Source organism: Kitasatospora sp. NPDC036755 (genome assembly GCF_040636595.1).
Taxonomy (GTDB): Bacteria; Actinomycetota; Actinomycetes; order Streptomycetales; family Streptomycetaceae; genus Kitasatospora.
In genome coordinates this window covers 1-14,217 of the sequence record NZ_JBEZUT010000223.1, presented here as the reverse complement: position 1 = coordinate 14,217, position 14,217 = coordinate 1, and the positions used below count along the sequence as shown (strand labels likewise).

The window sequence follows — 14,217 nt, the reverse complement described above, 5'->3', positions numbered from 1 at the left end:
GGGCCGGTTCCTCGCCTCGGCCGCCGCGATGACGGCGGCGGTTGCCGCGAGCGCGCTGATCGGGGCCAACGCCCGGATCCGGCGGGCCGCGCGGGCGGAGCGGCTGGCACGGCTGGAGCGGGACCGCGACGAGCGGGAGCGTCGGGCGGTGGAGGAGGAACGCGCCCGGATCGCACGGGAGTTGCACGACAGCGTGACACACGGCCTGTCGGTGGTGGTGGCGCTGGCGGACGCGCTCGGGCACGCGCGGCCGGCCGACGCCTCCGCCGTGACGGCCCGGATCGCGGAGACCGGACGGCAGGCGCTGACCGACATGCGGCGGGCGCTGGGCCTGCTCCAGGACGCCGGTCCCGACGCGGGGCCCGACGCGGGGCCCGGGGACGACCGGCGGTCGCCACCAGGGATCGAGCAGCTCGGGGCGCTGTGCGAACGGACGGAGGCGGCAGGCCTCGTGACCCGGCTGCGGGTGGACGGCGAGGCCGCCCGGGTGCCGGCCGCGGCGCAGCTGACGGTGCACCGGCTCGTCCAGGAGTCGCTGGCCAACGCGCTGCGCCACGCGCCGGAGGGGGCGCGCGCCGAGGTGCGGGTGTCCTGCGCGCCGGGGGCGGTCACGGTCGAGGTGACCGACGACGGGCGGGCCGGAGGGACGGGGCGACCGGGATCCGCCGGGTCCGGGCGGGGTCTCACGGGGATGCGGGAGCGCGCCGCGGCCTTCGGCGGGGTGTTGGAGGCGGGCCCGCGGCCGGGCGGCGGCTGGCGGGTCTTCGTACGGCTGGATCCCGGGGGCGCGCCGTGAGCGTGCGGGTGCTGCTGGTGGACGACGAGGAGCTGCTGCGGCTGGCGTTCGGCATGATCCTGCGCGCCGAGCCGGACATGGAGCCGGTCGGGGAGGCGGCCGACGGGGCGGCGGCGGTGGAACTGGCGCGGCGGCTGCGGCCGGACGTGGTGCTGATGGACGTGCGGATGCCGGGCACCGACGGCATCGCGGCGACCCGGCAGCTGCTGCGCGAGCTGCCCGGGACGCGGGTGCTGGTGCTGACGACCTTCGACCTGGACGCGTACGCCTTCGACGCGCTGCGGGCCGGGGCATCCGGCTTCCTGCTGAAGAACTGCCGGCCGGAGGAGCTGCTGCGGGCGATCCGCGACGTGGCCCGGGGGGACGCCGTGGTCTCGCCCCGGGTGACCCGGCGGCTGCTGGACCGCTTCGCGCACCGGCTCCCCGCCGGGGGCGACGGTGGCGGGGGCGCCGCGGAGCGGCTGCGCGTGCTGACCGCGCGCGAGCGGGAGGTCCTGCTGGGCGCCGCCCGCGGCCTGACCAACGCGGAACTCGCCGCCGCCCTCGGTCTCGCGGAACCCACGGTGAAGAAGCATCTCGGCCGGGTCATGGCCAAGCTTGATCTGCGGGACCGGGTACAGGCGGTGATCTTCGCCTACGCGTGCGGGCTGGTCGAACCGGGGTAGGCGCGTCCGGGCGCCGACCGGGCCGAAGCCTTTTCCCGTAAGGTTTTTGACGATACATCAGGCTTGCGAAATGGTCGCCCGCCGGTGAAGCCGTCGGCGAGGAGTCCGGCCCACCCGTCCACGAGCCGGTCGCGTCGCGACGGCCGCAGGGAAAGGAACGCACGCACCGTGACCCAGAACCTGTTCCGGCGGTCCTGGTCGGCCGCCCTCGTCGCCACGGCCATGGCCTGCGCCTGCGCCCTCGCCGTGCCGGCGCAGGACGCGGCGGGCCGCTCCGCCGCCGATGGCGCGGCACCCGTCCCACGGGATCCGGCCCACACCGACGTCGTGTTCATCGGGGCCCACCCGGACGACGAGTTCCAGTCGCTGGCCACCTTCGCCCAGTGGCGGGAGCGCGGCGGGCGGCGCACCGGGCTGGTGACCGTCACGCGGGGCGAGGGCGGCGGGAACGCCGTCGGGCCGGAGGAGGGCGCCCGGCTCGGCCTGATCCGTGAGACGGAGGAACGGGAGGCCGTCGGCCTCGCCGGGATCGACAACGTCTTCTACCTCGACAAACCGGACTTCTGGTACACCCTCTCCGCGCCCCTGACCTCCTCCGTCTGGAACCGGGCACCCGGACCGCCCACCGACACGCTCGAGCGGATCGTCCGGCTGCTCCGCGCGACGACCCCGGCCACCGTGGTGACGATGGACCCGCGTCCCTTCGACCAGCACGGCGGGCACCAGGAGGCCGCCCGCCTGGCCGTCGAGGCGTTCCGGCTGGCCGGCGACCCGAGGGCGTTCCCCGGGCAGATCACCGATGAGGGGTACAGGCCGTGGCGGCCCTCCCGGTTGCTGGCCCAGAACTGGGGGTTCGACGGGCCCGTCGGTCCGTCCTGCGCCACCGCCCGGCTGGTGGATCCCCACACGGGGCTGCCCGTGGAGGGCGTCTGGACCGGCGCGCGCTCCCGCTCCTCGGGCAAGACCTTCGCGCAGGTGGAGCGCGACGCCGCACGCAGGTACGTGACCCAGGGTCTCGGCTCGCTGCCCGCCACTGTCGACACCCCGCCCGGACGGCTGCCGTGCGAGTGGTTCACCGTCCTCGCCCGGGCCGGCGCACCGCTCCCCGCCACCGTCCGGGAACAGTCGGGACTGAAGCCGCTGTACGCCGAGTTCCGCGACTGGACCAGGCGGGTGGGGATGCCCTGGCTGGCGAACGGCGCCCAGCCCGACTACCCCGCCGCTCCCGCGGCCGAGGTCCCGGCACTCGACCGCCCGCCCGTCGTCGACGGCACCGCGGGCCCCGGCGAGTATCCCGGGCCCGAACTCCCGCTGCGGCACTGGGCCGGCCCGGACTGCGCCCCCGGCGACTGCTCCGCGACCGCCCGGCTCTCCCGTCACGGGGACGGCCTCTACGTGTTCGTCCAGGTCACCGACGACCGGATGGGCAGCGCCCTGGACGCCCGGAACGACTGCAAGCGGCACTGGCGCACCGACGCCGTCGAGATCGGCATCGATCCGCGCGGCGACTCCGACGACACCTCGACCACGTTCAAGACCGGCGTCCTGCCGTTCACCGCGAACGGCGGCGGCCCCTGCGCGGAGCGCGACGGCGACAACCACCAGGGCCCGGCGGACGTCACCTCCCCCGGGCTGGCCGTCGCCTCCCGGGTCACCGCGCCCTACCGCGGCTACACCGTCGAGGTGCGGATCCCGCTGTCGGGCCTTCCGGCCGTCGTCGACCCCGAGCGGATGACCGCGAACGTCCTCGTGTACGACTCCGACACCACGGACAAAGTCGGCAAGAGCCGTCTGGCCTGGTCCCCGTTCGGCAGCGCCCAGGCCGACCCGTACGTGTGGGGCACCGTCCGCCTGCCCGGCTACACCCCGCCCCCGGACGGGCCGGCTTCCCCTCCGCGGATCCCGACGGAGGCGGCCCGGAGCCAGGACTCGCCCGCCTCCGTCGCCCAGTCCGAGCGCCTCGGCGTCCCGCTCGCCGCGGGGCCGCGTCTTCCCGACCGACCCGCCGCCGGCGGGCGGGCCGCGTGGCGCGAGGAGCGGTGACGCGCGGCCCGGGAGCGGCGAAGGGCCGGTGACGAGAGGGGGCGCGTCGTCGGAGTCCGGCACCGCCCTGCCCGGAGCCCGGTGCGCACACGCCGCCGCGGCCGGGAACCGGAGTGGGGTCCTCGCCTCACGGGCGGAGCGGCGTCGGGCCCCGCGGCGCGTGGGTGCCGGCCGCCGGGCCGGGCCGTGCGGGTGCGGTCAGGCCTCCTCCGGGGCGGCCTCCCAGGCGCCGTAGCCGCCGATGAGGTCGTAGGTGTGCGGGTGGCCGTGGTGGCGCAGGAGGCTGGCGGCGATGGAGGAGCGGCTGCCGCCGGCACAGTGGAGGACGACGGGGCGGTCGGTGGGCAGTTCGCCGTGGCGGGTGGGGAGTTCGGCGAGCGGGAGGTGGAGCGAGCCGGGGATGGCGCCGTTCTCGCGTTCGCCGGCGCCGCGGACGTCGACGACCAGCGGGGGCCGGGCGCCGGCGAGTTCGGCGCGCAGGGCGTGGACGGTGAGGCGGGCGCCCTGGCGCATCAGCTCGGGGTGGGCGACGAAGACGTCCTCCGGGTCGGCGAGGTGGCCGGCGACCTTGTCGAAGCCGATCCGGGCCAGGCGGGTGACGAGTTCCGGGCCGCGCTCCTCGGGGGCGATGACCAGCAGCTCGCGGTCGGGCTCGAGGACGGTGCCGGACTGCTCGGCGAAGCGGCCGTCGGCGGGGACATTGAGCGACTCGGCGAGGTGTCCGGCGGCGAAGGCGGCCGGGTCGCGGCCGTCCACCACCAGGGCGCCCCCGGCCCGCAGGCGCAGGAACTCGGCGCCGGTCAGGGCGCGGACGGCGGCCGGGTCGAAGAGTTCGCGCTCGCGCCGGTTGAGGTCCGCGTCGTAGCCGAAGTAGCCGGGCGCGGTGGGCTGGCCTTCGGTGACCAGGGCCACGAAGGTCGCCTCGTCCATCGGGGCGCAGGCGTAGTTGGTGGCGCGCTCGCGGCCGATGGTGGACTGGCGGTCGGTGGAGAGGTTCTTGCCGCAGGCGGAGCCGGCGCCGTGGGCCGGGAAGACCAGGGTCTCGTCGGGCAGGCCCATCAGCTTGCGGTGCACGCTGTCGTAGAGCATGGTGCCGAGTTCCTCGGCGGTGACGCCGGCGGAGGCGAGCAGGTCGGGGCGGCCGACGTCGCCGATGAACAGGGCGTCGCCGGTGAGCACGCCGTACGGGACGGTGTCGTCGGGCTGCTCGAAGACCAGGATGCTGATCGACTCGGGGGTGTGCCCGGGGGTCTCCATGATCTCCAGGGTGACGTCGCCGAGTTCGATCCGTTCGCCGTCGGCGAGCTTGCGGATGGGGTAGTCGGTCTCCGCCCGCTGCCCGTACCCGATCCAGGCACCGGTGCGGTCCGCCAGTTCGAGGTGGCCCGCCAGGAAGTCGGCGTGGAAGTGGGTGTTGACGACCGCCTCGACGGTGAACCCGCGGGCCGCGGCGTCGGCGACGTACTCGTCCACGTCACGGCGCGGGTCGACGACGACGGCACGGCCGGTGCGCTCGTCGGCGATCAGGTACGAGGCCTGGGAGAGGCAGTCGAGGTAGAACTGGGCGAAGTACACGGGGAACCCTCCTGGGCGACGTCGGGCGCCACAGCGCCATCGTGATACCCCCCTCGGTATATTTACGAGCATACGGCCGCGGAGGCCGATACGGGCGGGGGTATGCCGAACGATTTCGATAATACCCCCCGGGGTACTATGGTGGAGATCGAGGGGGACAGCCGCCGCCACCGCACCGGGCACCGAACCGGGACGGGCGGGGCCGAGAACGCGCCGGTCAGGCCGCCGTTCCGGGCCATCGAGCCCGTACGACCGCCCGCGCCGCCCCCGATCCGCCGGACACCACCGTCCGGTCCGCACCACTGGAGACACCACATGCCTTTGCCGCCGCACGCCCACGGGCCCCACGGCCCCGGCGCCCCCGGGCGGACCACCCCCGTCGAGGCCCAGGAGCTCGCCCGCACCGGCGCCGCCGTCCTGCTCGACGTCCGGGAGGCCGCCGAGTTCACCGCCGGGCACGCCCCCGGCGCACTGCACCAGCCGCTGATCGCCCTGGTCGCCGGCGCCCCGCTGCCGGACGGGGCCACCGGGCGCACCGTGCTGGCCATCTGCCGCTCCGGCCACCGCTCCCAGCGAGCGGCGGAACTGCTGGCGCAGCGCGGTGTCGAGGCGCTGAACGTGATCGGCGGCATGAACGCCTGGGCACTGACCGGACTTCCGGTCGCCGCGCCCGGCGGTGGCACCGGGCACGTCATATGACCACCCTGCTCCTGGCGCTCGCCGCCGGCGCGGTGGTCGGCCTGGCCCTCGGCGGACTGGGCGGCGGTGGCAGCATGCTCGCCGTCCCCGCGCTGGTCTACCTGCTGGGCTTCACTCCGGCGCTGGCCACCACGGCCAGCCTGGTGATCGTCGCCGCGACCTCGCTGACCGGGCTGCTCGCCCACGCCCGGGCGGGCCGGGTCCGCTGGCGCACCGGCGCGCTGTTCGCCGCCGCCGGACTACCCGCCGCGATGGCCGCCGGGGCGCTGTCGGCGCACGTACCGGGCGCGCTGCTCACCGGCGCCTTCGCGGTGCTGGCGGCGCTCGCGGCCTGGCGGATGCTGATGCCGTCCAAGCCGCAGGCGCAGGAACGTTCCGCCGCAGGACCGGGCCGCTCCACGGCGGCCGGCGCCGGGCTCGGCGCCGTCACCGGCCTGCTCGGCGTGGGCGGCGGCTTCCTCGCCGTCCCCGCCCTCGTCTCGGTGCTCGCCTTCACCATGGCCGAGGCCGTCGGCACCAGCCTGCTGGTCATCACCGCCAACTCGCTGGCCGCCCTGCTGCCCCGCCTCGGCGCGACCGGCGCCATCGACTGGGCCGTGGCCGCGCCCTTCACCGGGGCCGCGATCCTCGGCGCCTGGGACGGCAAGCGGCTGGCCGACAAGCTCAGCGGCAGCACCCTCCGGAAGGCCTTCGCCATCGCCCTGCTCGCCGTCGCCGCCCTGATGCTCGTCACCACGCTGAGCTGACCGCCGCACCGAGCCGACACCCCGCACCGAGCCGCGCGCCCCGCGCAGCCGCCGCCCACGAAGCCGATCACCACGCCCGGCCGGCACGCCGAGCCGATCGCGAAGCACCCCGACTCCCCTCCCCCACTGATCGCCCCACCCGAGAGGACCCGTACCCCATGACCACGCCGCTGACCGTCGAGCAGCTCCAGCCCCGCCTCGGGCAGCTCACCCTCATCGACGTCCGCTCCCCCGGCGAGTACGCCGCCGGGCACATCCCCGGCGCGCTGAACGTCCCGCTCGACCAGCTCGACCGCGCCCTGCCCGCACTGCGCCAGGCCGCCGGACAGGGCGAGATCGCCGTGGTCTGCGCCGCCGGGCCGCGCGCCGCCAACGCCTGCGGCCGGCTGGCCGAGGCCGGCATCCCGACCCTCACCCTGACCGGCGGCACCAACGCCTGGGCCGGCGCCGGACGGCCGCTGGAGCAGGTGGCCGGCGCCCGCCGGGTGTGGGCGCTGGACCGCCAGGTCCGCCTGGTGGCCGGTTCGCTGGTGCTGGCCGGCGTGCTGGTCGACCTCGCGCTGCCGGGCGCCCGCTGGCTCTCCGCCGCCGTCGGCGGCGGGCTGGCCTTCTCCGCGCTGTCCAACACCTGCGCGATGGGCTCGATGCTCTCCAAGCTCCCGTACAACCGGCCCCGCCCGGGCGCCCCGAGCCTGGACGACACGCTGGCGGCCCTGCGGCGCTGAGCCCGGCACCCCCGGCCGAGCCGGCACCTCGTCCGTGAAGGCCCCCGCCCACCCCCGTCGGGCGGGGGGCTTCACCGCTTCTCCCGGCCGCCTCCCGGAACCCTCCCGGAAGCCGTCACCGCACGACCCGTTGACGAGCCCGGGTCACGCCATGTGAAATGTCACCCATCACATGCGACTCACCATAGCCTGCCACAGCCGCATTTGAACGTTCAAACCCCGCCCGACATCCCCCAGCCCCACCCACCGACCGGAGGTAGCTCCGCCATGCCGCCCCGCCCCCGCGCCTTACCCACCGGTCTCGCCCTCCTGGCCGTCCTCACCACCCACGCGGTCCTCGCCGGCCAGGCCCTCGCCGCCGCCCCGGCCCCGGCCACCGCCGGAACGGCGCTCGTCGACGGCGGCGCCTACCGGCTCGGCTCCGCCCTGGACGGCTCCTGCCTCGGCCCGCGGTACGCCGAGCCCGCCGCCGGCACCCCGGTGGTCGGCGCGGCCTGCGGGCGGCTGCTCAGCCAGCGCTGGCAGCTGCGCCGCAGCGGCACCAACTACCTGCTGGTCAACGCGGCCAGCGGCCGCTGCCTCACCCTCGACGGCCCCGGCCGGCGCCCGGCCACCGCCGACTGCGGCAGCGACCCCGCCGCCGAGCGCTTCACCGTCTCCCGCGCGCCGCAGGGCACCTTCACGCTCACCACCCGCGCCACCGGCGGCTGTCTGACCGCCGACCCGGCCCCGGCGGACCGCCACTGCGACCGCCGCCCCGCCCACCGCTGGACGCTCACCCGCACCGAACCGCTGGTGCTCGCCGACCCCGGCTTCGAGCAGGGCGGCGCCGTCGGCGGCTGGACCTTCACCGCCCACACCGGGACCGCCGGCAACAACCCGCACGGCGGCGCCCGCCTCGCCTACCTCGACGCCGGCCCCGGGTACGCGGTGAGCCAGCAGGTGACCGCCGTCACCGCTGGCTCCTACGACCTGTCCGCCTGGATCGCGACCGGCGGCGCCGGCGGCAGCCTCTCGGTGAGCGTCAACGGCGCCCGGGTCCGCTCCCTCCCGCTGCCCGAGCAGTCCACCTACGCGAAGTACACCCTGCCCCGGATCGCGGTCGCCCCCGGCGACCGGCTGACCCTCACCATCGGGTCCTCCCCGACCGGCTGGGTCAACGTGGACGACGCCGCCGTCGCGCCGTCCGCCCCCAACGACCCGGTCGCCGACTCCTCCGATCCCGAGCTCGTCGCGCTCTTCGACTGGGCCAAGACCAAGGCCAACAGCTGGGTGCAGCAGGCCGGTTCCACCGGCGTGCTGGACCAGGACGAGAACCACCCCGGCGGCACCGGCACCACCACCTACGACGCCACCTACTGGGCCGGCTACCCGTTCCGCTCCGGCTTCTACAGCCGTGACTTCGCCCACCAGCTGGTCGGCGCCCACCTGCTCGGCCTGGACGCCGAGAACAAGACCATGCTGCGCGGCTTCGCCGCCTCGGCCACCGAGGTCAACAAGCTCTACCCGGTCTGGGCGCTCGACTTCGACGCCCGCAGCCCGCTGGCCATCGACTACCGCGGCCCCGACCGCTTCGTCCGCGAGCTGCCCGCGCCGTTCGAGCTCGTCCAGCAGGCCGGCGAGGCCTACCGCTGGACCGGCGACCGCGACTACGCCGAGGACCCGGGCCTGGGCCGGTACGTCCGCAACACCCTCGGCCCGTTCATCACCGCCCGCCCCGGCCCGGTCGACAACGGCGGGGTGCCGATCCCCCAGGCCACCAGCCGCTCCATCTTCGCCGGCACCGCCAGCTACGCCGAGAACGCCACCCGCACCTACGCCGAGGCCGGGGACGCGGTCGGCTCCCAGTACCAGGCCTACCTCGCCGCCGCCGTACTGGCCGACGCCCGGGGCGACGCCGCCTCCGCCGCCGGCTACCGGACGGCCGCCGACCGACTGCACACGTACGTCAACTCCACCTGGAGCGTCGACGGTTCGCAGCCGGGCGAGATCGTCCACGGCTACGACACCGCCGGCAAGCCGGTCACCGGCTGGGGCTACGAGGCGAGCGTGCTGATGCCGGTCAAGCGGCTGCTCGACCCGGGCCCGCGCCTGGACGGCCAGCTCGCCGCCATCGACGCCGCCGACTCCGGCCCGGAGCGCTCGGCCAACCTGGAGGCCTACACCTACCTGCCGGACGCCTTCTTCGCCGGCCACGACCCCACCACCGCCTGGAAGTGGATGCGGCACGTCTACGAGAGCACCGGCGAGCCGCACACCAGCGGCGCGATGCTGAACGGCGACTACCCCGAGGTGCCGTTCACCCTGCTCTCCCAGACCGTCCAGGGCCTGCTCGGCGTCACCCCGGACGCCGCCGGCCACGCGCTCGCCACCACCCCGCGGCTGCCCGCCTCGATGGGCTGGCTCCAGGTCGCGGGCATCCCGGTGGGCGGCGGCACGGTGACCGTCCGGCACGACGGCGCGCGGCGCAGCACCGTCACCAACACCGGCACCGAGCCCATCAGTTGGGAGGCCCGCTTCCCCGGGGCGCACGCCGCCCTCACCGTCGACGGCGAGCCGCGCGAGGCCCGGACCGCGACCGTCGACGGCACGACCCACACCCTCACCACCGTGACCCTGGCGCCCGGCCGCTCCGCGACCGTCGCCGTCACCGACTGACCCCCACACCGCACCACCGCGGCCGGCCGGGCCCCACCCCGGCCGGCCGCACTCCCCTCTCCCACGAGGCTTCCTGACGTGTCGCCACATCCCCCACCACCCCCAGGAGGGCGCACATGCGCCGAACCCGCCGCCGTCTCGCGGCATCCCTGCTCTCCCTCGCCCTCGCCACCGCCGGACTCGGAGCCGCCGGCCTCACCACGGCCGCCCCGGCCGCCGCGCTCGGCAACGGCAACGCCCTGACCCCGCCGATGGGCTGGAACTCCTGGAACTCCCTCGGCACCGAAGTCACCCAGGAGCAGGTCGTCCAGACCATCGACTTCATGGCCGCCAACGGCCTGGTGGCGGCCGGGTACGACACCGTCACCATCGACGACGGCTGGTCGCTCTGGCACCGCGACGGCCAGAGCACCGACCTGGTCCGCAACGCCGACGGCGGCCTGCAGCTGTACGACGCCGCCGGGAACCCGGTCAGCGGCACCGACGGCACCGGCGCCGACCCGACCTCCGGCCACCTGATCCCGCGCCCCGACCACTTCCCGTCGCAGACCGTGGACGGGCACACCGTCAACGGCATCGCGTACCTGGCCCAGTACGCGCACAGCAAGGGCATGAAGTTCGGTCTGTACGCCACCGACACCTACCTCACCTGCCAGATGCACCCCGGCAGCCTCGGCCACGAGTCCACCGACGCGGCCGACTTCGTCTCCTGGGGCGTCGACTTCGTCAAGTACGACGACTGCCCGTACGGCCCGGCGATCACCGGCCCGGACGGGCACGACTACGGGACGCAGGGCGAGGGCAAGGAGCTGACCCGCTCCGTCTACGCCCGGGTGCAGACCTTCCAGCACGCCCTGGACGCCGCCTCCGCCGCCCAGGGCCGGCCGAAGGTCACCCTCAGCGTCTCGGCCCAGCCCGTCCACACCGGTCTGCCGTACCTGCTCGCCGCCGACGACCCGGCCCGCACCGACCCGGTGGTCCAGGCCGCCGGGACGCCGCCCTTCCACGCCCCCGGGTACGCGCCCACCGGCGTCTGGTGCGGCCAGGTCGCCAACCTGTGCCGGATCGGCGGGGACCGGGACAGCGAACTCGACGGGGTGCTCTGGAACGGGCAGCTGCAGACCGCGCTGCAGTACCCCGGCAACGTCCGCCCGGGCAGCTGGAACGACCTCGACATGATGTTCACCGGCTGGCAGGACGTCTACGGCCTGTGGGGCACCACCGACACGTGCGTCTGCCACAAGCCGTTCACCGACGACGAGTCGAGGACGGAGGCCTCCGTCCTCGCCATGCTCGCCGCGCCGCTGATCTCCGGGGCCGACCTGCGCACCGCGGCGCAGTCCCAGCACAGCGACCGCGGCTACACCTGGTCCACCGGGATCAGCGACACCAGCCTGGCGATCCTCAAGAACAAGGACGTCATCGCCGTCGACCAGGACGGCCTGGCGAAGCCCGCCACCCTGGTCGGCGCCAAGCCGGCCGACGGGCACGCCCCGGTGGTCCTCAAGCGGCAGCTCGCCAACGGCGACACCGCCGTGCTGCTGGTCAACCAGGACCCGTCGGCCGGCCGCACCGTCGCCACCAGCCTCGCCGAACTCGGCCTCGGCGGATCCGGCTACCAGGCCAAGGAGCTGTGGACGGGGGCGGGTTCGACCGTCACCGGCCCGATCAGCGCCTCCCTCCCGCCGCACGGCGCGGCCCTCTACCGGCTCGCCAAGCAGGGCACCGGCGGGCCTTCCGGCGTGGTCGACGACGGCGCGTACCACTCCCTGAGCAGCGGCGGCCTCGCGCTGTCCCTGCTCGGCTCCTGCACCGCGCCGCTCGGCTCGATCACCGACCTGGAGGCCGTGCGCCCGGGTGACCCGGCGCAGCGGTGGACCTTCACCAGCAACCCGGACGGCACCGTCCGGATCAGCGACGGCTGCGACACCGCCACCCACCGCCACACCGTGCTCTCCGCCGGGAACTCGTCCGGCTACAGCGCCTACCTGCTGGACCCGTCGCCCGGCAACCCCTGGCAGGAGTGGAAGCTGACCCAGGACCAGGCCACGGGCTCCGTCACCGTCACCAACGTCGCCACCGGCCTCGCCCTCGACGCGGGCGCCGGCACCGCCGGAACCCCCGTCACCACCCGCCCGGCCACCGGCCAGCGCTGGACCCTCGGATCCTGAGCCTCGCGTTCGACCTCACGGGTCACCCGACCCGCTGATCTGCGGTTCTTCCCGAGACAGCGGAGGCGGCCGTTCTCCACGCTTCGAGGTGTCGAGTCACGAAGCACGAGAGAACGGCCGCCGTCCGTGAGTCTCCCGGTCGATGCGCCCGGCATGTGGGTTTCGCGGACACCTCGGCCGGACCCCGGCGAGGGACGGCGCCGGTCGGCACAGTCGGTCCCGGGGGGCCCGGGGGCCCGGGGGCCCGGGTGCGGGCACCTCCCGGACGTCGCGCCGTGGACACACTGATCACCGTGCGCCCCGGGCGAGTTCGGTTCCGGACCGGCCATGACAGGCCGTTCGCGCCATTCCGGGTCGGGCACCGGCCTCCCCGCCCGGACCCCTGGCCCCGCTCCACCCGCCTGCCTATGCTGCGAGGCGTGAGGTGTGAGGTGTGACACCTCACACTCTCCCTCGGTGATCGCCGAGGGCAGCAGACCCAGGAGGAACCCATGAAACGTGTTGCCACCGTGCTGGCCGGCGCCGCTGCCCTGCTGGCCCTGACCGGCAGCCCGAGTGCTCTCGCCGCCCAGCCCGCGACGGAGCCGACCGGCCCGGTCTGCGGCTCGCCGGGCGCGCCCGGCCACCTGTCACTGCGGGCCTGTGTCAGAGTCTCCGGCAACCAGGTGCACCTGAGCGGGCTCGCCACCCCGACCAGCCCGGCGACCTGGCAGGCCCAGCAGATCGGCTTCACGCTGTCGGGCACCGGGATCGGCGCCCCGAACGTCAGCAACCTCAGCACGACCGTCCTGGTGACAGCGAGCGAGACCAGCGTCGGCACCCTCACCGCCACCGTGCCCTGCGGCACCCACGTGACGGCCGCGTTCAGCGTGAGCCAGCCGGGCTGGGCCCCATCGACCTCGACCGTCTCGACCACCGTGGCCTGCTGACCCGGCCCAGCCCGTCCGTGCCGCACCGTCAAACCGCGCCGCCCCGCTCACCCCGCTCGCTCCGGGCGGAAGCGGGGCGGGCTCCCGCGCCGGCCGTCCGGCGCACGGAGCGGGCGGCCGGCATCCGGACCAGCACCGCCACGCTCAGGCCGAAGATCACCACGCCCAGCGGGACGTGGACCGACGGCACGTGCGCGATGCCGAGGACCACCTGCGCCGAGGCCAGCACCAGGAAGCCGGAGGCGTACAGGACCGGACGGGGCGAACCGCCCCCGGGCCGCCAGGCCAGCACGGCGGCGAGCAGGTAGAGCATCGACGCCCCGTACATCACCCGCGCGCCGACGCCGTGCAGCGTCTCGCCGTAGGAGGTGGAGAGCAGCAGGCCGGCCGTGGCCGCCTGGAAGAGGACCGCGACGGTCTGGAGCACCACGGAGACCCGGAGGAAGGCGCGGGTGCGCGCTCCGGTCTCCGCCGTCCCGGTCGTCCCCGCGGTCGTTCCGATCGCCATGGGTGGTCTCCTCTTCTGCCTCGCGGCGGTTGATCGGTAGTGTCCGGTGATCCGACGACACAGCGCGGCGAAGTGTGAGGCGAGGGTCCATGACGGACGAGCAGACGCGGGTGGCGGCCCCGGTTGCGGGCGGCGCGGCCGCGCCGGACCCGGGCGTGGTCCTCGGCGAGCGGCGGCAGCTGGTCAACCTCGCGTACCGGCTGCTCGGTTCGCTGGCCGAGGCCGAGGACGCGGTGCAGGAGGCGTACGCCCGCTGGTACGCGCTGTCCGGGCCGCGGCGGGCGGCCGTCGCCTCCCCGGGCGCCTGGCTGTCCACGGTGACCGGCCGGATCTGCCTCGACCTGCTCGGTTCGGCGCGGGTGCGGCGGGAGCGCTACGTGGGTGAGTGGCTGCCAGAGCCGCTGCCCGACCGTACGCAGTGGGCCGGCCGCGGCGGGCCGGCCGACCCGGCGGAGTGGGTCACCCTGGACGAGTCGGTGGACATGGCCCTGCTGGTCGTCCTGGAGACGATGACCCCGGCCGAGCGGGTGGCGTTCGTCCTGCACGACGTCTTCCGCTACCCGTTCCCCGAGATCGCCGGGATCGTCGGCCGGACCCCGGCGGCCTGCCGGCAGCTGGCCGCCTCGGCGCGCCGCCGGGTCGGGATTCATGCTGGCCCCGGCCGGACGGTTCGGGTACCTGGCGCTGCCGGCGGTGCTGATG

12 protein-coding genes are annotated in these 14,217 nt (G+C 75.4%); 10 read left to right on the top strand and 2 right to left on the bottom strand.

The features are described 5' to 3' along the window. The 3 genes from AB0E96_RS27985 to AB0E96_RS27975 all read left to right on the top strand — a co-directional run. Nucleotides 1-796: histidine kinase (locus tag AB0E96_RS27985; RefSeq protein WP_359828339.1), on the top strand; the 796-nt coding region annotated here is incomplete at its 5' end. Beyond that, nucleotides 793-1,461: a response regulator transcription factor gene (locus tag AB0E96_RS27980; RefSeq protein ID WP_359828338.1), complete on the top strand. Its 669-nt coding sequence runs from the start codon at nucleotides 793-795 to the stop codon at nucleotides 1,459-1,461. The genes AB0E96_RS27985 and AB0E96_RS27980, both read left to right, overlap by 4 nt. Nucleotides 1,462-1,629: 168 nt before the next feature. Beyond that, a complete protein-coding gene (locus AB0E96_RS27975; RefSeq protein WP_359828336.1) occupies nucleotides 1,630-3,504 on the top strand; it encodes a sugar-binding protein in 1,875 nt (624 codons plus the stop codon). A 198-nt stretch (nucleotides 3,505-3,702) separates the two neighbouring features. On the opposite strand, the gene AB0E96_RS27970 is transcribed toward AB0E96_RS27975, so the two are convergent. Beyond that, on the bottom strand, nucleotides 3,703-5,079 hold the full coding sequence (locus AB0E96_RS27970) for an MBL fold metallo-hydrolase (protein WP_359828335.1): 1,377 nt from the start codon (nucleotides 5,077-5,079) through the stop codon (nucleotides 3,703-3,705). Between the two features lie 315 nt (nucleotides 5,080-5,394). Between AB0E96_RS27970 and AB0E96_RS27965 the strand changes: the two genes are divergently transcribed. The 6 genes from AB0E96_RS27965 to AB0E96_RS27940 all read left to right on the top strand — a co-directional run bounded on the left by AB0E96_RS27965 (nucleotide 5,395) and on the right by AB0E96_RS27940 (nucleotide 13,007). Then, nucleotides 5,395-5,778 carry a rhodanese-like domain-containing protein gene (locus AB0E96_RS27965; protein ID WP_359828333.1) on the top strand — a complete coding sequence of 128 codons (384 nt, stop codon included), beginning with the start codon at nucleotides 5,395-5,397 and terminating at the stop codon, nucleotides 5,776-5,778. After that, nucleotides 5,775-6,524, top strand: coding sequence for a sulfite exporter TauE/SafE family protein (locus AB0E96_RS27960; protein WP_359828332.1), 750 nt, complete (start codon nucleotides 5,775-5,777; stop codon nucleotides 6,522-6,524). Before AB0E96_RS27965 ends, AB0E96_RS27960 begins: the two co-directional genes overlap by 4 nt. Before the next feature lie 158 nt (nucleotides 6,525-6,682). Continuing rightward, nucleotides 6,683-7,249, top strand: a complete 567-nt coding sequence (locus AB0E96_RS27955) for a rhodanese-like domain-containing protein (protein WP_359828331.1) — start codon at nucleotides 6,683-6,685, stop codon at nucleotides 7,247-7,249. Between the two features lie 267 nt (nucleotides 7,250-7,516). Beyond that, entirely contained in the window at nucleotides 7,517-9,907 is a 2,391-nt protein-coding gene (locus AB0E96_RS27950) for an RICIN domain-containing protein (protein WP_359828329.1), read from the top strand. 116 nt (nucleotides 9,908-10,023) lie between these two features. Then, the gene (locus tag AB0E96_RS27945) at nucleotides 10,024-12,078 is read left to right on the top strand and encodes an alpha-galactosidase (protein WP_359828328.1); all 2,055 of its coding nucleotides are present in this window, start codon (nucleotides 10,024-10,026) and stop codon (nucleotides 12,076-12,078) included. A gap of 491 nt (nucleotides 12,079-12,569) precedes the next feature. Continuing rightward, the gene (locus AB0E96_RS27940; protein WP_359828326.1) at nucleotides 12,570-13,007 is read left to right on the top strand and encodes a hypothetical protein; all 438 of its coding nucleotides are present in this window, start codon (nucleotides 12,570-12,572) and stop codon (nucleotides 13,005-13,007) included. Nucleotides 13,008-13,035: 28 nt separating this feature from the next. Here the strand turns inward: AB0E96_RS27940 and AB0E96_RS27935 are convergent, their stop codons facing one another. Continuing rightward, nucleotides 13,036-13,515 carry a hypothetical protein gene (locus AB0E96_RS27935; RefSeq protein WP_359828325.1) on the bottom strand — a complete coding sequence of 160 codons (480 nt, stop codon included), beginning with the start codon at nucleotides 13,513-13,515 and terminating at the stop codon, nucleotides 13,036-13,038. An 89-nt stretch (nucleotides 13,516-13,604) separates the two neighbouring features. On the opposite strand from AB0E96_RS27935, the gene AB0E96_RS27930 reads away from it, so the two are divergent. Next, nucleotides 13,605-14,217, top strand: a 613-nt coding sequence (locus AB0E96_RS27930) for a sigma factor (RefSeq protein ID WP_359828324.1), incomplete at its 3' end; no start/stop codon positions are given.

Excerpts from the sequence above, each read along its gene's own strand:
- AB0E96_RS27965 (WP_359828333.1), top strand. The coding sequence starts at position 5,395 with ATGCCTTTGCCGCCGCACGCCCACGGGCCCCACGGCCCCGGCGCCCCC.
- AB0E96_RS27960 (WP_359828332.1), top strand. The coding sequence starts at position 5,775 with ATGACCACCCTGCTCCTGGCGCTCGCCGCCGGCGCGGTGGTCGGCCTG.
- AB0E96_RS27955 (WP_359828331.1), top strand. The coding sequence starts at position 6,683 with ATGACCACGCCGCTGACCGTCGAGCAGCTCCAGCCCCGCCTCGGGCAG.
- AB0E96_RS27950 (WP_359828329.1), top strand. The coding sequence starts at position 7,517 with ATGCCGCCCCGCCCCCGCGCCTTACCCACCGGTCTCGCCCTCCTGGCC.
- AB0E96_RS27945 (WP_359828328.1), top strand. The coding sequence starts at position 10,024 with ATGCGCCGAACCCGCCGCCGTCTCGCGGCATCCCTGCTCTCCCTCGCC.
- AB0E96_RS27940 (WP_359828326.1), top strand. The coding sequence starts at position 12,570 with ATGAAACGTGTTGCCACCGTGCTGGCCGGCGCCGCTGCCCTGCTGGCC.
- AB0E96_RS27935 (WP_359828325.1), bottom strand. The coding sequence starts at position 13,515 with ATGGCGATCGGAACGACCGCGGGGACGACCGGGACGGCGGAGACCGGA.